At 69.8% G+C, this 20,144-nt stretch carries 16 protein-coding genes; 5 read left to right on the top strand and 11 right to left on the bottom strand.

The annotated features are described in order from the left end of the window. Positions 1 to 16: 16 nt before the first annotated feature. Together FBZ33_RS08970 and FBZ33_RS08965 are read right to left on the bottom strand one after the other, a co-directional pair. A complete protein-coding gene (locus tag FBZ33_RS08970; protein WP_185755256.1) occupies positions 17 to 1,486 on the bottom strand; it encodes a lipopolysaccharide biosynthesis protein in 1,470 nt (489 codons plus the stop codon). After that, positions 1,483 to 2,439 carry an NAD-dependent epimerase/dehydratase family protein gene (locus FBZ33_RS08965; RefSeq protein ID WP_141908687.1) on the bottom strand — a complete coding sequence of 319 codons (957 nt, stop codon included), beginning with the start codon at positions 2,437 to 2,439 and terminating at the stop codon, positions 1,483 to 1,485. The genes FBZ33_RS08970 and FBZ33_RS08965 overlap by 4 nt, the downstream gene beginning before the upstream one ends. Positions 2,440 to 2,644: 205 nt before the next feature. On the opposite strand from FBZ33_RS08965, the gene FBZ33_RS08960 reads away from it, so the two are divergent. Further along, positions 2,645 to 4,681 carry a hypothetical protein gene (locus FBZ33_RS08960; RefSeq protein WP_141908686.1) on the top strand — a complete coding sequence of 679 codons (2,037 nt, stop codon included), beginning with the start codon at positions 2,645 to 2,647 and terminating at the stop codon, positions 4,679 to 4,681. A gap of 40 nt (positions 4,682 to 4,721) precedes the next feature. Here FBZ33_RS08960 and FBZ33_RS08955 read toward each other — a convergent pair whose 3' ends face one another. After that, positions 4,722 to 5,240 carry a DapH/DapD/GlmU-related protein gene (locus FBZ33_RS08955; protein ID WP_099851971.1) on the bottom strand — a complete coding sequence of 173 codons (519 nt, stop codon included), beginning with the start codon at positions 5,238 to 5,240 and terminating at the stop codon, positions 4,722 to 4,724. 258 nt (positions 5,241 to 5,498) lie between these two features. Between FBZ33_RS08955 and FBZ33_RS08950 the strand changes: the two genes are divergently transcribed. Then, positions 5,499 to 6,410: an NAD(+)/NADH kinase gene (locus tag FBZ33_RS08950; RefSeq protein WP_247672151.1), complete on the top strand. Its 912-nt coding sequence runs from the start codon at positions 5,499 to 5,501 to the stop codon at positions 6,408 to 6,410. Between the two features lie 31 nt (positions 6,411 to 6,441). Here FBZ33_RS08950 and pgm read toward each other — a convergent pair whose 3' ends face one another. Both pgm and glgC read right to left on the bottom strand, forming a co-directional pair. After that, entirely contained in the window at positions 6,442 to 8,082 is a 1,641-nt protein-coding gene (gene pgm / locus FBZ33_RS08945; RefSeq protein WP_088947235.1) for a phosphoglucomutase (alpha-D-glucose-1,6-bisphosphate-dependent), read from the bottom strand. A 31-nt stretch (positions 8,083 to 8,113) separates the two neighbouring features. Further along, positions 8,114 to 9,346 (bottom strand): glucose-1-phosphate adenylyltransferase, encoded by a 1,233-nt coding sequence (gene glgC / locus FBZ33_RS08940; RefSeq protein WP_088947234.1) that lies wholly within the window; start codon positions 9,344 to 9,346, stop codon positions 8,114 to 8,116. A gap of 72 nt (positions 9,347 to 9,418) precedes the next feature. Between glgC and glgA the strand changes: the two genes are divergently transcribed. Next, on the top strand, positions 9,419 to 10,630 hold the full coding sequence (gene glgA, locus FBZ33_RS08935; RefSeq protein WP_141908684.1) for a glycogen synthase: 1,212 nt from the start codon (positions 9,419 to 9,421) through the stop codon (positions 10,628 to 10,630). A gap of 25 nt (positions 10,631 to 10,655) precedes the next feature. Here the strand turns inward: glgA and FBZ33_RS08930 are convergent, their stop codons facing one another. The 5 genes from FBZ33_RS08930 to FBZ33_RS08910 form a co-directional block, all read right to left on the bottom strand. After that, on the bottom strand, positions 10,656 to 11,051 hold the full coding sequence (locus FBZ33_RS08930) for a CrcB family protein (protein ID WP_141908683.1): 396 nt from the start codon (positions 11,049 to 11,051) through the stop codon (positions 10,656 to 10,658). Beyond that, the gene (crcB, locus tag FBZ33_RS08925; RefSeq protein WP_141908682.1) at positions 11,051 to 11,449 is read right to left on the bottom strand and encodes a fluoride efflux transporter CrcB; all 399 of its coding nucleotides are present in this window, start codon (positions 11,447 to 11,449) and stop codon (positions 11,051 to 11,053) included. Before crcB ends, FBZ33_RS08930 begins: the two co-directional genes overlap by 1 nt. Before the next feature lie 105 nt (positions 11,450 to 11,554). After that, positions 11,555 to 12,499: an inositol-3-phosphate synthase gene (locus FBZ33_RS08920; protein WP_141908681.1), complete on the bottom strand. Its 945-nt coding sequence runs from the start codon at positions 12,497 to 12,499 to the stop codon at positions 11,555 to 11,557. 167 nt (positions 12,500 to 12,666) lie between these two features. After that, positions 12,667 to 13,074 carry a type II toxin-antitoxin system VapC family toxin gene (locus FBZ33_RS08915; RefSeq protein WP_255508774.1) on the bottom strand — a complete coding sequence of 136 codons (408 nt, stop codon included), beginning with the start codon at positions 13,072 to 13,074 and terminating at the stop codon, positions 12,667 to 12,669. Between the two features lie 37 nt (positions 13,075 to 13,111). After that, positions 13,112 to 13,351: an AbrB/MazE/SpoVT family DNA-binding domain-containing protein gene (locus tag FBZ33_RS08910; RefSeq protein WP_110561971.1), complete on the bottom strand. Its 240-nt coding sequence runs from the start codon at positions 13,349 to 13,351 to the stop codon at positions 13,112 to 13,114. Between the two features lie 369 nt (positions 13,352 to 13,720). Here FBZ33_RS08910 and FBZ33_RS08905 point away from each other — a divergent pair, with 369 nt between their 5' ends. Then, entirely contained in the window at positions 13,721 to 15,916 is a 2,196-nt protein-coding gene (locus tag FBZ33_RS08905) for an alpha-1,4-glucan--maltose-1-phosphate maltosyltransferase (RefSeq protein WP_141908679.1), read from the top strand. Next, the gene (gene glgB, locus FBZ33_RS08900) at positions 15,904 to 18,006 is read left to right on the top strand and encodes a 1,4-alpha-glucan branching protein GlgB (protein WP_141908678.1); all 2,103 of its coding nucleotides are present in this window, start codon (positions 15,904 to 15,906) and stop codon (positions 18,004 to 18,006) included. The genes FBZ33_RS08905 and glgB overlap by 13 nt, the downstream gene beginning before the upstream one ends. 125 nt (positions 18,007 to 18,131) lie before the next feature. Here the strand turns inward: glgB and FBZ33_RS08895 are convergent, their stop codons facing one another. After that, the gene (locus tag FBZ33_RS08895) at positions 18,132 to 20,135 is read right to left on the bottom strand and encodes a family 10 glycosylhydrolase (RefSeq protein ID WP_185755255.1); all 2,004 of its coding nucleotides are present in this window, start codon (positions 20,133 to 20,135) and stop codon (positions 18,132 to 18,134) included. Between the last annotated feature and the right edge of the window lie 9 nt (positions 20,136 to 20,144).

Here is a 20,144-nt window from a genome sequence, read left to right as displayed (position 1 = left end):
CCCGGACGGCGGACGGTCACACCGCCACCTCGGACCCGCTGCGCGTGGTGACACGGTCCGAAGTGGCCAGTGCGCGCCGGTAACCGGCGATGGCGGCGGGCCAGATGGTGAGCAGGTAGGCCAGGCACCCGGCCAGCGGCAGGCCCACCAGCCCGAACTCCCGCAGCCCTGCGAGCTTCAGCGCCGTCGCGAGCAGCAGGAAGGCCGCCCAGCCGACGAACTGCGGGCGGAGGAGGCCGATGCTGTTCTGTACGAGAAGCAGCGGGGAGGCGACCGCGACCAGGAACGACCAGAGCGCAAGCCCGGCCAGGACGGCGACCGGCACCACCGCCGTGTCGACCCCGCCGACCCACAGGTCGAGCAGCCGATGACCGAGAACGACCAGCGCGAGCCCGGCCGTCCCCACGATCAGGCCGTTGAGCAGCACCATCCGTCGGGTGGTCCGGCGTACCCAGGCGGTGTCGCCGCGGGCGAGGGCGGCCCCGTTTGCCGGCCAGACCGTCATCCCGACCAACGCGACGAACAGTGACAGGACGCCGAAGAGCTTCCCGACGACCGCGTAGTACGCGGCGACGCTGAGGCCGAGGACGTGTGCGATCAGCGGGCTGTCCACGTTCAGCGCGATCGACGACATCGCCGAGAGCGCGAAGAATTGAAGGCCCAGCCGGAGCAGACCCACCGCCGTGGCCCGGTGCACCAGCCCGGGTCGCGGTCGTGCGGTGGACTCCTGCCGCCAGAAGTAGACGACGGTGTTGATCAGGTTGGTCAGCGGGACGCCCAGCACGGCGCAGGCGATCACCGTCAGCGGGCTACTCCCGGCGGCGATCGCGGCTAGCACGGCCACCATCGAGGACAGGGCACCGGCCGCCTGCCACGCGTTGCTCTGGATGACCTGCGCGCGAGCGTACTGGACCCGCTGGATCAGGGAGAGCGGAACGTTGATCGCGAAGGCCCCGAAGCAGAGCAGGGCCAGGGCCGACGCCTCCGCGGCGATGGCGGGGTCGGTGACGCCGAACATCCGGGACCAGGGCACCACGGGTTCGATCAGGACGAGTCCGGCCAGCAGGGCCAACGCGACCACACCGAGCGTGGCGTACGCGCTGGAAATCTCCCGCGCCCGCTGGCGGGGGTCGTCAGCGAGAAGACTGAGCCGGGTGAGCAGGCCGTTGCCGAGCCCCAGGTCGGCGAACCAGGCCATCCCGGTGAGCGCGGTGATCGCCATCCACAGGCCGTAGCGCTGGTCGCCGAGGTACCGGAAGCAGGCCGGGGTGATGACCAGCGGCGCGGCGAGACCGACCCCCTTGGCGACCAGGGAGGTGGCGATGTCGACGCTGAGTCTGCGATCGCGTCCCGCTGGCAGGAGCCGCGACAGGCCGCGTCGGGATTGGACCTTCGGCGCGGCCGGTGCGCCGGGGTCCTGGGGTGGGAGGGGCGGGTCGGCGGTGAGTTGGGCCCGCTCTGCCCTGCTCGTTGACTTCTGGGTCACCGCTGTGCGGCGTGTTCGACGTGCAACAGCCCGGCCATCCACTCGATCGTCGCCCGGAGCCCGACGGTCCGGTCGGTCGGCACGACGTCCGGGAACAGCGCCCGCAGCGTGGTGTTGTCGGCCAACGAGTGGGGGACATCCCCGACGCGGGGCGGCGCGTACTCGCGGGCGATCGGGCGGTCCAACAACTCGGTGAGTTCGTCCAGCACCTGCAGCAGACTCGCCCGCGCGCCGAAGGCAAGGTTGACCGGGTGTGGGTGGTGCACGCGCCGACGGAGTGCGTCGAGAATGACCTCGCACACGGTGCCGACGAAGGTGAAGTCGCGGGACTGGGTGCCATCGCCGTGCAGCACCACGGGCTCCCCCCGCAGGGCGCCGTGGACGAACCGGGGGATGACCGCGGCGTAGGCATGGTCATGCCGCTGCCCCGGGCCGAACACGTTGAAGAACCGGAACGCCAGTGTCGGCAGACCGAACGATGCCTGGTGGGCGAGCGCGTACGCCTCGGTGGCGAGCTTGCTGGCGGCGTAGGGGCTCATCGGCCGGGTCCAGGTGAGCTCCTCCTTCGGCAGCGCGGGGTTCATCCCGTAGACCGAGGAGGAGGAGGCGACCAGGACGTGGCCGACGTCGTGCCGTCGCGCCGCCTCGAGGACCATGAGCGTGCCTGTCGCGTTCGCGTGGTGGGAGGCGAGCGGGTCGCTCAGCGAACGGGGCACGCTGGGCAGCGCCGCCAGGTGGACGACGGCCTCCCGCCCGGCCATCGCGGCGTCCAGCGCACCGGGATCCAGGATCGACCCCTCGACGAAGTCGACATCCAGCCCGTCGAGGTTGCCCCGCAGTCCGACCGACAGGTCGTCGAGGATGGCCACCTCCTTCACCGCAGGATCGACCAACGCGGCGCGGGCCAGGTTCGAACCGATGAAACCGGCCCCGCCAGTGATCAGAATGCGCATGAACAACCTCTCGGGGGTATGGACCGACCACCTGTACATCGAGCGAGGCAGCGTGCAGTAACGGGAAGCCCGCAACGTAGAGGGGCAAATCCGGCTAGACGGCGCAACTGACGCAAGCACCAACACGAACGGGAGCGGAGCTCATCCTTTCGTCGATGGCAGCGGTCACGAGGCGGGGCGAGGATGAGTGCCAGAGGTGTTAACCATGATCGATCTGACTGTGTACCGGGGCGGCAACACACTCTCCATCCGGTCCCGGTTCGACAACACTCGCGACGTGATGATGCCGGTGAATCTGGCGTACCCTCCCGCCACCATGGTCGGCCTGTGGCACGCTGGCCTCCCGCAGGTCATGCTCGTACCGACGACCGCGACCGACGCCCAGGTCTGGCCGGTCGTGCCCTCGACCATCGGCACGAAGATCCACGACACGTCGGACGACAACTGTCCGGTCAACACCGGCTGGTCGTACGTCGGCGGCAACCACGGCTACAGCGTCGGCAACCGGATCGCCCTGGCCAACCACGGCAAGACGACGGCCGACGTGGGCTCGCGGTGGACCGACGGGACGCACGTCTACACCCTGTTGGCGATCATCGACGGCGGCAACCTGTTGTTCGGTAACCCGTACACGGTCATCGACGGCATCGCCCGGGGCGTGATGACCCCACCGTCAGCGCCGCTCACCCACCTGTCGGGTGCGTCCCACGCGGCCACGGTGCCGATCCAGGACATCCTCATTCCGGCCGTGCAGATTCTCCCCGCCACCCACTCCCGCACGGTGACCGTCGAGCTGGACGGGCGGCCGGTCCCCGACGGCACGTCGACGGGGCAGGCGTTGACGATCGAGGAGTCGTACACCATCTCGTCGTACCAAGGAATGATCGACACTGCGCAGGCGAACATCGGCACACCGGTCTCCACGATCATGCCGCAGGTGCCCTCGCTGTGCCACGTCGCCAATATCTACCGCTGGTCGCGGGGCACGCTGATCGTCGCCCAGCGGGTGACCGCTCTGCAGAAGTTCACTCTGAACATGGGTGTCACCCAGTGCTTCCCGCTGACCGCGCCGACGGGCGGCACCCGCAGGCAGTTCATGCCGAACGTGGGGGTCGCTGGCACCCTGGACTGGTCGGGTTGGGCAGATATCAACACGCTTCCCGCGCTCACCGATATCACCCCGGCGACCCTGAAGAACCCGCTGATGCCGGCGAGCAGCATGACCCAGTGGGCGGTCGACGCAAATGGCATCCCACAGTGGGGCATCACCGTCGGCCTGCTGCCAATCGGTGACGGGCATCCCCAGATCCGGGTCAGGTACACCACTGCGAAGGGCTGGTTCATCAGCTCCAGCTTCAAGAAGAACTACCCGCAGCTGGTGTGGGGGCGCACTCTCGAACCCGGGGAGTCGGCGGCCGGCACCGCCTACCGCCGGTACCTGGCCCCACCCATGACCGCCACCGAGATCACGGTGTCGGACGGTACCCACGACTTCGTCATGATCGAACGGGTCGGTGCGGTCAAGGGCGCTCGAATGCTGGCGACAGAGTTGCTGAACCGGAAGCTCGTTCCGGCCGGGCCGACGAACCTCCGGGTCCCGGACCGGATCACCGCCGACGGGATCCCGTACGAGGTGTCGACGTCCCCCGGGTACGGCATGTGGCGCGCGGAGCCGGACCGGCCACGCATGGAGGCCCTGCCGGGGGCGACGGACGGGGTGGGTAGCTACTTTCTGCCCGTGGCCGGCGCGACCCTCAGCACCACCTACACCGGCACCTACCAGCGCCTCCTGCTGCATCCGATGTACCTGGCCGACGCCACCCCGGTCGACCGGGTGTGCATCGAGGTGACGGGAGCGGGCACGGGTGTCCTGCGGCACGGCGTGTACAGCCACGACCCGACGACCGGCCGACCTGTGCTCGTTCGCCCGATCGCCGACTTCGGCACACTCGACGTCACGTCCACAGGGGTGAAGGAATCTGTTCTGGCCGCCCCGGTGGTCCTACCAGTCGGCTGGCACTGGTACGGACACGTGTGGCAGGCAGGCCCCACCACCCCGCCCACGTTGCGGACCATTGCCACCGCCAGCGCCGCAACGCTGAACATCGGTACCAGCTCGGCGGCCATGACCGGCGATCGGTTCGGCTACGAGTCGACCGGAGTGACCGGCGCACTGGGGACGATCACGATCGACGGCGTTCACCAACTGCCCCCGCCCCGGGTCGCCTACCGGCGGGCCTAGGGCGCGTCGCAAAGCCCGGGCTGGTGGGACGTCGGCAGCGTCAGACCGTCGTGACCCCGTAGATCTTCTTGATCGCCTCGTGCTTCGCCTGGACGGCGAGATGGCCGATGCCCAGCGACTTGGCCTGCAACTGCTTCAGGTACTCGTCGGTGGTGCGCAGCGGGCGAGCCGGCACTCCGGCCGCCACTGTGTTGTCCGGGATGTCGCGGGTGACGATCGACCCCGCCCCGATCACGCACCTGTTACCGATGTTGACCCCAGCCAGGATCATCGACCGCATGCCGATGTAGACGTCGTTGCCGATGGTGATCGGGGCGGTCCAGTCCAGCTCGGGATGGTCCTTGCGCAGGATCAGAGTGCCCCCGTCGTGGGTCACGAACTGGACCCCGGCGGTGATGTAGACGTTGTCCCCCATGGTGATCAACCAGGGCTCGGACCCGAACATCGCACGGTTCACCGCGTAGAACTTGACCCGGCCGTTCAGCTTCACACCAAGTGACCGGGCGAACGCCTCCGGATCACGGGAGCCGGCGAGGTGGTCCTGGACCCTGCGGATCATCGTGCGAACGCGACTGGGCACCTGTCGACCTCACTTACTGAGCAATCGGCGGAGAACATGGCACAACGTGACCGGACCAACAACCTCCGTAACGATCCCGTCGAGCCGAGGTGACGCAACACCTGAGCGCCGCTCCGCTCCGGACCGACCACGGTCGCCGCCGTGCACCTGCGGGTACACCCTCGGCGTGCCAGCGCACCTTCCGGTGTACGCCGGGTGCGGTCGCCGCCGATGTGATGAGCTGTATGGGTGTCGGGGCTGGGACTTGTGCTGCACCCCACCCGGGATGTCACCGAGGTGGTCGGGATCATCGAACGGTGGGCGACGCGCCACCGCAAGACGCTGATCGTGCGCGAGGAGGACCGGCACCGGGTGCCGTCCTGCGTCGAACCGGTGCCGGCGGACGAGGTCGCCGCCCGGGCCGACGCGTTGATCAGCGTCGGCGGCGACGGCACCATGCTGGGTGCGCTGCGCTCCGCGATCCGCGACCCGAAGCCGGTGCTCGGCGTACACCTGGGTCATCTGGGGTTTCTCGTCGAGATCGAGCCGCCGGAGCTGCCCGACGCGCTGAGCCGGCTGCTGTCGAAGGACTTCACCATCGAGTCGCACGCCTGCCTGGCGTGCGACGTGTGCGGTGACGACGTCGTGGCGTTCAACGACATCGCGCTGGTGCGCCAGCCCGGGTCCGGCTTCGTCAGCGTCACCCTCGCCATCGACGGTCAGCAGTACGGCTACTACCGCAGTGACGCCGTGGTGGTCAGCACCCCGGTCGGCTCGACGGCCTACAGCTACGCCGCCGGTGGTCCACTGATCTCCCCCGCCGCCGACTCGGTGGTGATCACACCGTCGGCGCCCATGGCCGGCATTTCCCGGTCGGTGGTGCTCTCGGCGGACGAAAAGATCCGGCTGGAGATCCGACCCGACTCGTCGCCGGTCGTGGTGGAGATGGACGGGTTGGTGTTCCGCGACGCGGCGACGGATGGGGCCGTGGACATCACGTACCGCCGCAACGCCGGCCTGGTGGTCCGTTTCGACCCGCTGCGCTACCAGGAGCGCAACCAGCTGAAGATGACCCTGCTCGACCTGCCGTTCCTCCCCGAACAGCTCCGCGAGCTGCTCCCCGAGGAACTACGCCGACGCAGCCAACAAGAAATCCCCCCGCCCTGCTAACCCACCCAACCCCTTTACCCGGGTGACGGGGTTAGGCGGTTAGGGCTTGGTCTACCAGGGCTTTGGCTTCTTCCTGGATCTTCTTGAGGTGGTCGGGGCCCTGGAAGGACTCGGCGTAGATCTTGTAGACGTCCTCGGTGCCGGACGGGCGCGCGGCGAACCAGCCGGACTTCGTGCTGACCTTGAGGCCGCCGATCGGGGCGTTGTTGCCGGGGGCGGTGGTCAGCGTCGCGGTGATCGGCTCGCCGGCAAGCTCGGTGGCGGTGACCTGGTCCGGCGAGAGCTTGCCGAGCACGGCCTTCTGCTCCCGGGTGGCCGGGGCGTCGATCCGGGCGTACGAGGGCGCGCCGAACCTCTCGGCCAGCTCCGCCCAGTGCTCACTCGGGCTGCGCCCGGTGGTGGCCAGGATCTCGGAGGCGAGCAGGCAGAGCAGCAGGCCGTCCTTGTCGGTGGTCCAGGTGGAACCGTCTCGGCGCAGGAACGACGCCCCCGCGCTCTCCTCACCGCCGAAGCCGACCGCGCCGTCGAGCAGGCCGGGCACGAACCACTTGAAGCCGACCGGCACCTCCAGCAGCGGCCGACCCAGGTCCGCGGCGACCCGGTCGATCATCGACGAGGAGACCAGCGTCTTGCCCACCGCGGCGTCCGGACCCCATTCGGTACGGGTACGGAACAGGTGACCGATCGCCACCGCCAGGTAGTGGTTGGGGTTCATCAGGCCGGCGTCCGGGGTGACGATGCCGTGCCGGTCGGCGTCCGCGTCGTTGCCGGTGGAGATCTGGTAGTCGGCGCGAGCGGCGATCAGCGACGCCATCGCGTTCGGCGAGGAGCAGTCCATCCGGATCTTGCCGTCGCCGTCCAGGGTCATGAACCGCCAGGTCGGGTCGACCGTCGGGTTGACCACGGTCAGGTCCAGGCGGTGCCGCTCGGCGATCTCACCCCAGTACGCCACGCTGGCCCCGCCCAGTGGGTCCGCGCCGATCCGGATCCCGGCATCGCGGATGGCGTCGATGTCGATCGCCGACGGCAGGTCGTCGACGTAGTGGGCGAGGAAGTCGTACTCCCCGGTGGTGTCGGCGGCCCGGGCACGCGCGTAGGTGATCCGGCGGACCTCCTTGAGCCCGGCGGCGAGGATGGCGTTGGCCCGGTCCTGGATCCACCGGGTGACGTCGGTGTCGGCCGGCCCGCCGTTGGTGGGGTTGTACTTGAAACCGCCGTCGTCGGGCGGGTTGTGCGACGGGGTGATGACGATGCCGTCGGCGAGCCCGCTGGTGCGACCCCGGTTGTGGGTGAGGATCGCGTGCGACAGCGCCGGCGTGGGGGTGTAGCCGTCGCGGCTGTCCACCAGCACGGTGACCCCGTTGGCGGCGAGCACCTCCAGGGCGTCCACCGCGGCCGGCGCGGAGAGCGCGTGGGTGTCGCGGGCGAGGAAGAGCGGCCCGTCCAGGCCCTGCTCCCGCCGGTAGTCGCACAGCGCCTGGGTGACCGCGAGAATGTGGTCGGAGTTGAACGCGTTGCGCAGGCTGGAGCCGCGGTGCCCGGAGGTGCCGAAGGAGACCTGTTGCGCCGGGTCCGTGGGATCCGGATGCTCGGCGTAGTAGGCGGTCACCAGGCGCGGCACGTCGACCAGGTCGGCGGGCTCGGCGGGCTGGCCGGCACGGGGGTGGGTCACTGCGGGATCCTCCTCGGGGAGTACGGGTCGGTCACGGCTCGACCTTCTGGCCCTTGCCGATCACCACGATGCCGTTGTCGGAGACGGTGTAGCGCTGCCGATCCTTCTCCAGGTCGACGCCGATCTCGGCGCCCTCCGGGACGAACACGTTCTTGTCCAGGATCGCCCGCCGGACCACCGCGTGCCGGCCGATCTCCACACCCTCCATCAGCACCGAGCCCTCGACGTGCGCCCACGAGTGCACCCGCACCTTCGGCGAGACGATCGAGTTTTCCACCAGCGAACCGGAGATCACCACGCCCGGGGAGACCATCGAGCCGACCGCCCGGCCGACCCGCTCACCCCACTGGTGGACGAATTTCGCCGGCGGCCACGGCGGCTGCTCGGTGTAGATCGGCCAGTCGAAGTTGTACATGTTGAACACGGGGTGCACGTTGATCAGATCCATGTGGGCGTCGTAGAAGGAGTCGAGCGTCCCCACGTCGCGCCAGTAGCCGCGGTCCCGGTCGGTGCTGCCCGGCACCTCGTTGTCGCGGAAGTCGTAGACATTGGCCTCGCCCCGCTCGACGAGCATCGGGATGATGCTGCCGCCCATGTCGTGCTTGCTGGTCTTGTCTTCGGCGTCGCGCTCGACCGCCTCGCAGAGCGCCCGGGTGGTGAACACGTAGTTGCCCATCGAGGCGTAGATCTCGTTCGGCGCGTCGGGCAGACCGACCGCGTCGGTGGGCTTCTCGCGGAACGCCCGGATCCGCTTGCCGTCCTCGCCGACCTCGATGACGCCGAACTGGTCGGCCATCGACAGCGGCTGGCGGATGCCGGCGACGGTCACCGCGGCGCCGGAGGCGATGTGGTCCTCGACCATCTGCCGGGGGTCCATCCGGTAGATGTGGTCGGCGCCGAAGACGATCACGTAGTCAGGCTGCTCGTCGTTGATGAGGTTGAAGCTCTGGTAGATGGCATCGGCCGAGCCGGCGAACCACCACGGGCCGCGACGCTGCTGCGCGGGCACCGGTGTGACGTAGTTGCCGAGCAGCGTGGACATCCGCCAGGTCTTGGTGATGTGTCGGTCGAGGGAGTGGGACTTGTACTGGGTCAGCACGACGATCTTGAGATAGCCGGCGTTGGCCAGGTTGGAGAGGACGAAGTCGACCATGCGGTACATCCCGCCGAACGGGACGGCCGGCTTGGCCCGATCCGTGGTGAGTGGCATCAGGCGCTTGCCCTCACCACCCGCCAGGACGATCGCGAGCACCTTGGCAGCCATGCCCCGACGCTATCCACCCTCGCCCCACTTCACCACTCGTACGGGGAGTCTTCTGCACTAGGGTGCGGGGTCATGACGGAACCCACCCCGCTGCGCGTCGATCTGCTCACCCGCGAGTACCCGCCGGAGGTCTATGGCGGTGCCGGGGTGCACGTCGAGTACCTGGCCCGGGAGTTGCGCCGCCTCACCGACGTCCGCGTGCACTGCTTCGGTCTGCCGCGTAGCGAGCCGGGCGTCACCGCGTACGCCGAACCGCCCGGCCTGACCGGCGCGAACGCCGCGCTGCGCACGATGGGCGTGGATCTGGAGATGGCCGCCGGCGCGGCCGGCACCGACGTGGTGCACAGCCACACCTGGTACACGAACATGGCCGGCCACACCGCGAAGCTGCTGCACGGGGTGCCGCACGTGGTGACCGCGCACAGCCTGGAGCCGCTGCGGCCGTGGAAGGCCGAGCAGCTCGGCGGCGGTTACGCGCTCTCGTCCTGGATCGAGCGCACCGCCATGGAGGCCGCCGACGCCGTGATCGCGGTCAGTGGGGGGATGCGCAACGACGTGCTGACCGCCTACCCGCAGATCGACCCGTCCCGGGTCCGGGTGGTCTACAACGGCATCGACACCATCCAGTACGCCCCGGACTCCGGCACCGACGTGCTGGACCGGCTCGGTGTCGACCCGTCCCGACCCAGCGTGGTCTACGTGGGCAGGATCACCCGGCAGAAGGGGCTGCCCTACCTGCTGCGGGCCGCCCGGGAGCTGCCGGCGGACACCCAGCTCGTGCTCCTCGCCGGCGCGCCGGACACGGCCGAGATCGCCGCCGAGGTGGAGGAGTTGGTCGCCGAGTTGCGGGCCAACCGCTCCGGCGTGGTCTGGGTGGCGGAGATGCTGCCCAAGCCGGAGGTGATCCAGGTGCTCACGCACGCCACCGTCTTCGCCTGCCCGTCGATCTACGAGCCGATGGGCATCGTCAATCTGGAGGCGATGGCCTGCGAGACGGCGGTGGTGGCGACCGCGACGGGCGGCATTCCCGAGGTCGTGTCCGACGGCGAGACGGGCCTGCTGGTGCCGATCGAGCAGGTCACCGACGGGTCGGGGACCCCGTTGGAGCCGGAGAAGTTCGTCGCCGACCTGGCGTCGGCGATCAACACGCTGCTCGCCGACCCGGCGCGTACCGCCCGGTTCGGTCAGGCCGGTCGGCGGCGCGCCGTGGAGCACTTCTCCTGGGACGCCATCGCCCGGCAGACGCTCGACATCTACCGCTCGCTGCTGGTGAAGGCGGTCTGACGGAGAACGCCGCTGGACCGGCCGCCTAGAGCAGGCTGCCCAGCCACAGGCCGAGCGCGGCCACCACGAGGCTGGCGCAGAGACTGCCGAGCACGTTGAAGGCCTCGACGGCGGCGTTCTTGCGCAGCAGTCCCAGGGAGTGCCATTCCTCGGTGGAGAATGTGGTGTACGCGCCGAGGAAGCCGACGCCGACGATCGTGGCGAAGTCCTGTGCGCCGACGGCGGTGTGTTTCACCGCGTAGCCGGTGACGATGCCGAGCACGAAGGCACCGGAGACATTGATCAGGAAGGTGCTCGCCGGGAAGGCCCTGCTGGGCCCGTTGACCCGCGCGCTCCACCACGGCTTCACCAGCGCGTCCACCCCGGCCCGGGACAGCGCACCCAGCCCGCCGGCCAGGAACACTCCGATGCCCACCCACATCACGCACCCCTTCCCGCCGGGTGCCCCACCCGCAGTTCCGCCAGACGGGCGCCGAGCGCCGCCGCGATCACGCCACCGACGATGGACACCACGAGGTAGACGATGCCGATCCCACTGCGCCGCGCCCCGATCAGTTGGTCAGCCTCGACGATGAAGTGCGACCAGGTCGTGAACCCGCCGATGAGTCCGGTCGACAGAAACGGCTTGCCCCACGGGCCGGGCAGCCGGTGTGCCGCGAGCAGCGTCATCACGGCGCCGAGAGCGAAGGCGCCCACCATGTTGATCACGAAGGTGACCCAGGGGAAGTCAGGTGGCGTGGATGGCGCGAGGCCGAGCCCCAGCAGGTACCGCAGGGTGGCGCCGATGCCACCGCCGACGACGATCGCGAGGATTGTCATTCGCCCATTCACTCACCGTCGTCCTCCACCGACGCCCGGGCTGGGCGGCCCTCACCCGTACGGTCGACACCCCCGCCCTGTCGTCCCGACGCCGTTCGACGCCGGTCAGATCGCCGTTCCGGGCGGAGACTTGAGCAGGGACGTCGCCTGAGCGGGATTACCACCGTGCCCGTTGCGGAGCGCGCTGGCCGCGATGCGGATGAGGTCGATGTTGACCCCGGCGGCGCCACTGGGGTCGTCCACCTTCAGTTTCACGTCGAGGCTCACCACCGTTTCGCCCCAGCCCTGCGCCTCGATGTTGAGGTGCGCCACCTTCTGTGACCGCAGGTGCGGCAGGTACCCGAGCGGAGCCATTTCGACCTTGTCGGCGTCCGGCAGGGCGTTGAGCTTGGACTGCTTCTTCGTGTTGGGGTTCTCGACCAGGTTGCGGAAGTCCTCGGTGCCGCCCAGATTGACCTGGTAGGAGCTGACCAGCGTGAGGCCCCGCTCCTGAAGCAGCCGCAGCAGTGCGTTGTGCACCACCGAGGTGCCGAACTGGCTGGCGAGGTCGTCTCCGAGCAGCGGCAGACCGGCCGCCTCGAACCTGCTCATCACCTGCGGATCGCGGGCGATCGGGTCGGCGGTGGTGTTGATGAAGGCGACGCCCGCGCTGCACGCCGCCTCGGCGTACGCCCGGGCGATCTCCGGTCGGCCGCTCGGCGCCGAGTAGAGCAGCACCTCCGCCCCGGCCAGCGCCGCCGCCACCCGGCCCACGCCGGTCGCGTCGACAAGCCCCTCGGTGACGGGGACACCTGCCTCAGGCAGGTCGCAGTCGAGCCGGGGGAAATTGTTGGGCGGCAGGAAGATCGCCTCGGTCAGGTCCCTCCCGATCTTCTCCGGGGAGGTGGCGAAGGCCGCAACGAACTCGATGTCGCCCACTGCGAGCCCGTCGACGGTCGGCCTGCGGACACCCACCAGACTGCCGTTGTGGCGGTGGAGCGCGATTCCCTGCACCAGCGCCGAGGTGTTGTTGCCGACACCCACAACCGCGACTTTCACCCGCTCGATCATGGCCGGAGGCTACGTCACCTCCGCGCACGCGGCGGCCCTCGCCCGACCCAGATCCACTCAGCTTTCAGGAAACCGCCGTGTCCGGGTCGCCTCGATACCGCGCTTTCAACGAACGCGTGTGGATCTTGATGTTTCCCGGGCACTGCCTCGCGACGGCCCAGGGACGGTCAGCCGTCCGGTGTGATCAGCGTCAGGGTCGGAAAGTACGTGCGGTATCGCGACCCGTCACGGGTCAGCAGGTTGTACCGGCACACCGCCGCGTGCGCCCCAATATAGAAGTCGGCCAGCGGCGACCGCTTCGCGCCGCCCAGGTTCCGGTACCGCGCATAGGCTTTACCCGCGAGGAAGCCCGCCAGGTACGGAAGCTCCTCGCGCAGGAGATCCCCCGCCGGCAACGCCTCGTCAAGCTCTTCGACCCGGTCAAAACGGACCGACACCTCGGCGTACACAATGGGATTGATCACCAGGTTGCCCGCGTCGCGGGCCTCGGCCAGGACGGCTCCGGACCACTCCGCCCACTTGGGGTCATCGGTCAGGATGTCCAGCAGGACGTTGGTGTCGACCAGGGTCGTCACCGCGTCGGGCGGACGTGGTGGCACTGCGCGGATCCGGTCACTCGCCACGCAACATCTCCATCAGCTCCTCGGTGGACATGTGCTCGGTCTCCTTGGCGCTGCCCCGGCCCCGCATGTGGCCGACGAGGCGCTGGCCCCGGGTCTCGGCACCGTGGACTCGGACGATGCGGAGGGCGCCGCCCTCCTCGACCACATCGACCTCGTCGCCTTCATGCAGGTTGTACTGGGCCCGCAGCGCCGCCGGAATGGTGACCTGGCCCTTGCTATTCAACCGCATACCCGACCCCCTGTCACGTGTCACATATGATACGTGACACTGAGCTCGACGCACCACACATGATGCGTAGGCGCCCCTCGGTAACGCGCCCACCAAGTCACAGAAGAGCGGGGCGGGTCAAGGTGCACAAGGCAAGGGCTTGTTCGAGGCACCGAACCCGCCCGCCTGAGTCCGCTCACACCACGCGCACCACGAAGATCCGGACAACTTCCGGGAAACTGCTGTGTCAGCAGGCGTTGAGGCAGCAGTTTCCCTGAAAGTGCGCGAATCCCGACGTGAGCGCACGGATCGTGACTCGCGCCGCGAGGGCAGGGAGGGACAGGCGTGCTTGGCCGCGCGCGAACGGATCTCGCGCAGTAGGTTGGCGGGGTGACTGGACGGTTCCCGATCGAAGACGTCTCCCCCGTCGTCTCGTGCGGGCGGTACCCGGCCAAGGCGGTGGTCGACGAGCCGGTCCCGGTGTCGGCCCGCGCCTACCGGGAGGGGCACGACGCGCTCGGCTGCAACGTGGTCTGGACAGGTCCGGACGGCGAAGCCCGGCCGTTCACCCGGATGCGCCCCGGCGAGCCCGGCCAGGACCGCTGGCACGCCACGATTCGCCCGGATGCCGTCGGCTCCTGGACCTTCTCCGTCGAGGCGTTCCAGGACCCGTACCTGACCTGGCAGAACGCGGTGACCAAGAAGATCGCCGCCGGGCAGGGGCCGGAGGACCTGGCCAACGACCTGGCCGAGGGCGCTCGTGTGCTCGCCGCCGCCCGGGACCTCGTCCCGGCCGCCGACCGGCCCCGGGTCGCCGATGCCCTCACCGCGCTGGTCGAGACCGACCTGCCGCTGCCGCAGCGGGTCGACCCGGCGCTGGCGCTGGCCGACCTGCTCTGGGAGCACCCGGTGCGGGAGTTGGTGACCGCCGGTGACACGTACACCATCTGGGTTGACCGCAAGCGGGCGCTCTTCTCGGCGTGGTACGAGTTCTTCCCCCGCTCCGAGGGGGCGGTGGGTGGCCGCTCCGGCACCTTCGCCACCGCCACCGACCGGCTGCCGGGCGTGGCCGCGATGGGCTTCGACGTGCTCTACCTGCCGCCGATCCACCCGATCGGCCGGGTCAACCGCAAGGGCCGCAACAACGCGCTCACCGCCGGGCCGGCCGACGTGGGCTCACCGTGGGCGATCGGCGCCGCCGAGGGCGGCCACGACACCATCCACCCCGACCTGGGTACGCCCGCGGACTTCCGCGCCTTCATCGAGGCGGCGGCGGCGCAGGGCCTGGAGGTCGCGATGGACCTGGCGTTGCAGTGCGCGCCGGACCACCCGTGGGTCACCGAGCACCCGGAGTGGTTCACCACCCGGGCCGACGGCAGCATCGCGTACGCGGAGAACCCGCCGAAGAAATACCAGGACATCTACCCGGTCAACTTCGACAACGACCCGGAGGGCATCCGGGCCGAGGTGCTGCGGGTCGTGCTGCACTGGGTCGGCGAGGGCATCCGGATCTTCCGGGTGGACAACCCGCACACCAAGCCGTTCGACTTCTGGCACTGGCTGATCGCCGAGGTGAAGAGTGTCGACCCCGACGTGCTGTTCCTGGCCGAGGCGTTCACCCGACCGGCCATCATGCACGGCCTCGGCAAGATCGGCTTCACGCAGTCGTACACCTATTTCACCTGGCGCACGACGGCCGCCGAGATGCGGGAGTACTGCGAGGAACTGGTCGAGTCGGCCGACCACATGCGGCCGAACTTCTGGCCGAACACACCGGACATCCTGCACGAGTCGTTGCAGCACGGCGGGCCGCCGATGTTCAAGATCCGGGCGGTGCTGGCCGCGCTGCTCTCCCCGTCCTGGGGCATGTACGCCGGTTTCGAGCTGTTCGAGCACGTGGCCCGGCCGGGCGCCGAGGAATACCTGGACAACGAGAAGTACGAGCTGCGGCCCCGGGACTGGGCCGGCGCCGAGGCGCAGGGCCGTTCGCTGGCACCGTTCCTCACCACCCTCAACCGGGTACGCCGTGACAACCCGGCCCTGCACCAGCTCCGCAACCTGCGCTTCCACGAGATCGACAACCCGGCGTTGCTCTGCTGGTCGAAGCACGACCCGGAGACCGGCAACACTGTCATCGTGATCTGCTCGTTCGACTCGCGCGAGGTGCAGTGGGGCAACACCACCCTCGACATGCCGGCGCTGGGCTTCGACTGGCACGAGCGGTTCACAGTGCACGACGAGCTGACCGGCACCAGCTACGACTGGGGTCAACGCAACGCGGTGCGGCTCGACCCGTACCTGCAACCGGCGCACGTGCTGACCGTGCGTCGGCCAGCCCCGCCGACCGAGCCGCAGCCGGTGGGCGCCGAGTCGGCGGACCTCACCGTCGCCGAGGTGCCGGACGACCTGTCCGGCGGCACCGCACCGACAGCTCCCGCGCCGACAACTCCTGCGCCGACAGCTCCCGTTCCGACTCCGCCCCGCCGGTCGGGCCCGGTACCGACCCCGCCGCGCCGATCGGCGACCCGCCCGCCCGCCTCCGCACCGACCGACGCCGCCCCGAAGGACGCCCGATGGACCAGCTGATCTCCGGCGCGACGCACGACCCGCACGCGTTGCTCGGCGCGCACCCCGCCGACTCCTCGACGACGATCCGCACGATGCGCCGGGGCGCCGGCGACGTGGTGTTGCTCGTCGGCGACGAGCGACACCCGATGAAGCGGGTGCACGACGTGGGCGTCTTCGAGACCCAGGTCGAGGGCACAGTGCTCGACTACCGGGTGGAGGTCGACGGCACCGCGCACGACGACCCGTACCGCTATCCGCCGACGCTCGGCGAGCTGGACCTGCACCTGATCGGCGAGGGCCGGCACGAGCGACTGTGGGACGCCCTGGGCGCACGGGTCTTCGACGAGGGCGTGGCTTTCAGCGTGTGGGCGCCCAACGCCGGCGGGGTCCGGGTGGTCGGCGACTTCACCGGCTGGGGGCCCGACGACGGCTGGTCGATGCGCTCGCTCGGCTCCAGCGGCGTGTGGGAACTGTTCGTCCCCAACGCCCGGGTCGGAGCCCGCTACAAGTACCGGGTGCTGGGCGCCGACGGGCAGTGGCGGGACAAGGCCGACCCCCTGGCCGCGTACGCGGAGGTGCCCCCGGCCACCGCCTCGGTGGTGCACCACTCGACGTACCGGTGGAACGACGCGGACTGGCTGGCCCGACGGGCCGAGCGGCAGCCGCACCAGGAGCCGATGAGCGTCTACGAGGTGCATCTCGGTTCGTGGCGACCCGGGCTGAGCTACCGCGAGCTGGCCGACCAGCTCACCGCGTACGTCACCGAGTTGGGCTTCACGCACGTGGAGTTCCTGCCGGTGATGGAGCACCCGTTCGGCGGCTCCTGGGGTTACCAGGTCACCGGCTACTACGCGCCGACCTCCCGCTTCGGTGACCCGGACGAGTTCCGGCACCTGGTCGACCGGCTGCACGCCGCGGGCATCGGCGTGATCCTGGACTGGGTGCCCGCGCACTTCCCCAAGGACGAGTGGGCCCTCGGGCGCTTCGACGGCACGCCGCTCTACGAGCACCCCGATCCGCGCCGTGGCGAACACCCCGACTGGGGTACGTACGTCTTCGACTTCGGCCGCAACGAGGTGCGCAACTTCCTGGTCGCCAACGCGCTCTACTGGTGCGACCAGTTCCACGTCGACGGGCTGCGGGTGGACGCCGTCGCCTCGATGCTCTACCTGGACTACTCCCGCAAGCCCGGCGAGTGGACCCCCAACAAGTACGGCGGCCGGGAGAACCTGGAAGCCCTCGCGCTCATGCAGGAGGTGAACGCGACCGTCTACAAGCACCACGCCGGGGTCGTCATGATCGCCGAGGAGTCCACCGCCTGGCCGGGTGTCACCAGCTCCACGGCCGAGGGCGGGCTGGGCTTCGGGTTCAAGTGGAACATGGGCTGGATGCACGACACCCTGCTCTACACCTCGAAGGACCCGATCTACCGCCAGCACCACCACCACCAGCTCACCTTCTCCCTGGCGTACGCCTGGAGCGAGAACTACGTGCTGCCGATCAGCCACGACGAGGTGGTGCACGGCAAGGGCTCGCTGGCCGGCAAGATGCCCGGCGACACCTGGCAGCGGCTGGCGAACGTGCGGGCGCTGTTGGCGTACATGTGGGCGCACCCGGGCAAGCAGCTGCTCTTCATGGGCTCGGAGCTGGCCGACGACAGGGAGTGGAGCGAGGAGCGCGGCCTCGACTGGTACCTGCTGCACGACCCGGCCCGCGCCGGTGTGCAGCGCCTCGTCGCTGACCTCAACCGCGTTTACCGGGACACTCCGGCGCTCTGGGCACAGGACACCGAGCCGGCCGGGTTCCGGTGGATCGCCGGCGACGACGTCGCCAACAACACCGTGTCGTTCGTCCGGATCGCCCCGGACGGCTCGACCCTGGTCTGCGTGGCGAACTTCTCCGCCCAGCCGCTGCACGACTACCGGATCGGGTTGCCGGCCGGCGGGACGTGGCAGGAGGTGCTCAACACCGACGCGCACCACTACGGCGGGTCGGGGGTGGGCAACCTGGGCGAGGTACGCGCCGAGGACGTGCCGTGGCACGGCATGGTCGCCTCCGCGGCCCTCCAGGTGCCACCGCTCGGTGCCGTCTGGCTCCGCCAGGGCTGAGCCAGGGTCACCTCGACTGGCTGCTCCGCCAGTGCCTCAGGTGCTCGTTCAGGTCGGCGATGGCCCGGGGTGGGCAATACGCCGTTCCCCCGAAACGTCGAGACGCCCCGGGGGAACGGCGCGGCTCAGAGCCGGGTGATCCGGACGGCGTCGGCTACGACGTACCCCTGGGTGCTGGTCCAGCGGCTGACCCCGACGACCTGGCGTGTCCCCGCGGCGAAGTCGTAGGTGCCCAGCACCCGCCACTGCCCGCCGCCGCTGCGCTGGTCGACGGAGGCCGTCACGGTTCCGTTCGCGGTGGCCACCAGGTGCGGCGTGGCGCTGTTGTAGCCGGGGTCCGCCGGGTACCAGACCTCGACCCGGTACGAGCCGGCAGCGGGCAGCGTCGCGCTGAACCAGGCCGGGTCGCTGACCGCCTGCGGCTCGGCGAATCGGTAGTTCGTGCCGTATCGCGTGGTGAGGTACGACGACGTGCCCCAGGTGGTGGCGGCGGTGAAGCCACCAGTGGTGGTGTTGTCGACGATCACGCTGAACGTGCCGCCGGTGCCGGTGACGACCCGCGCGTTGCTGGCCGGGCTCTCGTGGTGCAGCCGGTCCAGGGCGGTCACCAGGTACCGGTAGGTCGAGCCCGCCGCGGCGGTGGCGTCGGTGAACGTCCCGGTGCTGCCAGACGCGCGCACCGTGCCGAGCAGGTTGCGGGCGTCGGCCAGGTCGCAGGGGTCGACCGCGCCGTCACCGGGCAGTCGGTACACGGCGTACTCGGCGGTGCTTCCGGTGCCGCCACGCTGCCAGTTCACTGTCACACCGCCGGTGCCGCGTACCGCCGAGGTGAGGTTCGGCGCGGCGGGCGCTGAGCCACCCACGCCGGCCGGTGCCAGGGCGGGCCTGCGGTAGTGGTCGGTCGCCACCCGGGAGACGGCGCCGATGCGGTCGGCGCGTACGTCCTTGGCGCTGAAGTGGATGTCGCCGAGGATCCGGGGGTAGGTGCGGTTGAGGGTCAGGTGGTCGGTCAGTTCGGTCGGGTCCTGCCAGGCGGCGTCCTGCCCCGATGCCCCGGCGCGGTAGGTGGCCTGCCCGACGAGCAACTGCACGTTGGTGCCGGTGACGGTCTCCGACCACCAGCGGACCAGTTCCGCGTAGTCGGCTGCGGGGTGGCCGATCTGCCAGTAGATCTGCGGGGCGATGTAGTCGATCCAGCCCTGCTTCACCCAGCGTCGGGTGTCGGCGTAGATGGCGTCGTACGACTGGAGGCCGGTGGTGCGCGAGCCGAGCGGGTCGGTGCCGGCGTTGCGCCAGATGCCGAACGGGCTCACGCCGAGCTTCACCCACGGCTTCGCCGCACGGATCCTGGCACTCATCTCCTGCACCAGCAGGTTGACGTTGTTGCGCCGCCAGTCGGCGACGGTGCTGAAGCCGGCGCCGTACTGGGCGTACGTGGCCTGGTCGGGGAAGCCCCCACCACTGCCCGGGTACGGGTAGAAGTAGTCGTCCCAGTGCACCGCGTCGATGTCGTAGCGGCTGACGGCGTCCATCATGGCGGTCTGCACGAAGGCCCGGACGGCGGGGATGCCGGGGTTGTAGTAGAGCTGACCGTTGTAGGCGACGGCCCAGCCCGGGTTCCTGCGGGCCGGGTGGTTGGCGGCCAGTTTGGTGAGGTCGGTGTGGGTCGCGACCCGGTACGGGTTGAACCAGGCGTGGAACTCCAGGTTGCGGGCGTGCGCCTCGGCCACCATGAAGGCCAGCGGGTCGTAGCCGGGGTTGCCGCCCTGGGTTCCGGTGAGCCACTGCGACCACGGCTCGTACGTCGAGGGCCAGAACGCGTCGGCGGCGGGGCGGATCTGCACGACGACGGCGTTCATCCGACGCTGTTTGGCCAGGTCGAGCCAACCCCGGTACTCCGCCTGCTGGGCGGCGGCGGTGAGCCCGGTGCGGCTGGGCCAGTCGATGTTGGCCACGCTGGCGATCCACATGCCCCGGAACTGCCGTTTCGGGGTGGCCGGATCGGTCACGCAGGCTGCCTGGGCGGCCACCGGCACGGTGTCCTGGGGGGTGGCGGGGGCTGCCGCGCCGAGCATCAGCGCCGCTACCAGTGCCAGACCTGGAAAATATCGATAGCAGTCTCTGGGCATGAAAGGATT

Origin of the sequence: Micromonospora sp. A202 (genome assembly GCF_006715105.1) — a bacterium.
Lineage (GTDB): Bacteria > Actinomycetota > Actinomycetes > Mycobacteriales > Micromonosporaceae > Micromonospora > Micromonospora zamorensis.
The sequence above is the reverse complement of the archived record's forward strand: the minus strand, read 5'-3'. Positions and strand labels throughout refer to the sequence as shown.

Excerpts from the sequence above, each read along its gene's own strand:
- FBZ33_RS08965 (WP_141908687.1), bottom strand. The coding sequence starts at position 2,439 with ATGCGCATTCTGATCACTGGCGGGGCCGGTTTCATCGGTTCGAACCTG.
- FBZ33_RS08960 (WP_141908686.1), top strand. The coding sequence starts at position 2,645 with ATGATCGATCTGACTGTGTACCGGGGCGGCAACACACTCTCCATCCGG.
- FBZ33_RS08955 (WP_099851971.1), bottom strand. The coding sequence starts at position 5,240 with ATGATCCGCAGGGTCCAGGACCACCTCGCCGGCTCCCGTGATCCGGAG.
- glgC (WP_088947234.1), bottom strand. The coding sequence starts at position 9,346 with ATGGCTGCCAAGGTGCTCGCGATCGTCCTGGCGGGTGGTGAGGGCAAG.
- glgA (WP_141908684.1), top strand. The coding sequence starts at position 9,419 with ATGACGGAACCCACCCCGCTGCGCGTCGATCTGCTCACCCGCGAGTAC.
- FBZ33_RS08930 (WP_141908683.1), bottom strand. The coding sequence starts at position 11,051 with ATGTGGGTGGGCATCGGAGTGTTCCTGGCCGGCGGGCTGGGTGCGCTG.
- crcB (WP_141908682.1), bottom strand. The coding sequence starts at position 11,449 with ATGACAATCCTCGCGATCGTCGTCGGCGGTGGCATCGGCGCCACCCTG.
- FBZ33_RS08920 (WP_141908681.1), bottom strand. The coding sequence starts at position 12,499 with ATGATCGAGCGGGTGAAAGTCGCGGTTGTGGGTGTCGGCAACAACACC.
- FBZ33_RS08910 (WP_110561971.1), bottom strand. The coding sequence starts at position 13,351 with ATGCGGTTGAATAGCAAGGGCCAGGTCACCATTCCGGCGGCGCTGCGG.
- glgB (WP_141908678.1), top strand. The coding sequence starts at position 15,904 with ATGGACCAGCTGATCTCCGGCGCGACGCACGACCCGCACGCGTTGCTC.
- FBZ33_RS08895 (WP_185755255.1), bottom strand. The coding sequence starts at position 20,135 with ATGCCCAGAGACTGCTATCGATATTTTCCAGGTCTGGCACTGGTAGCG.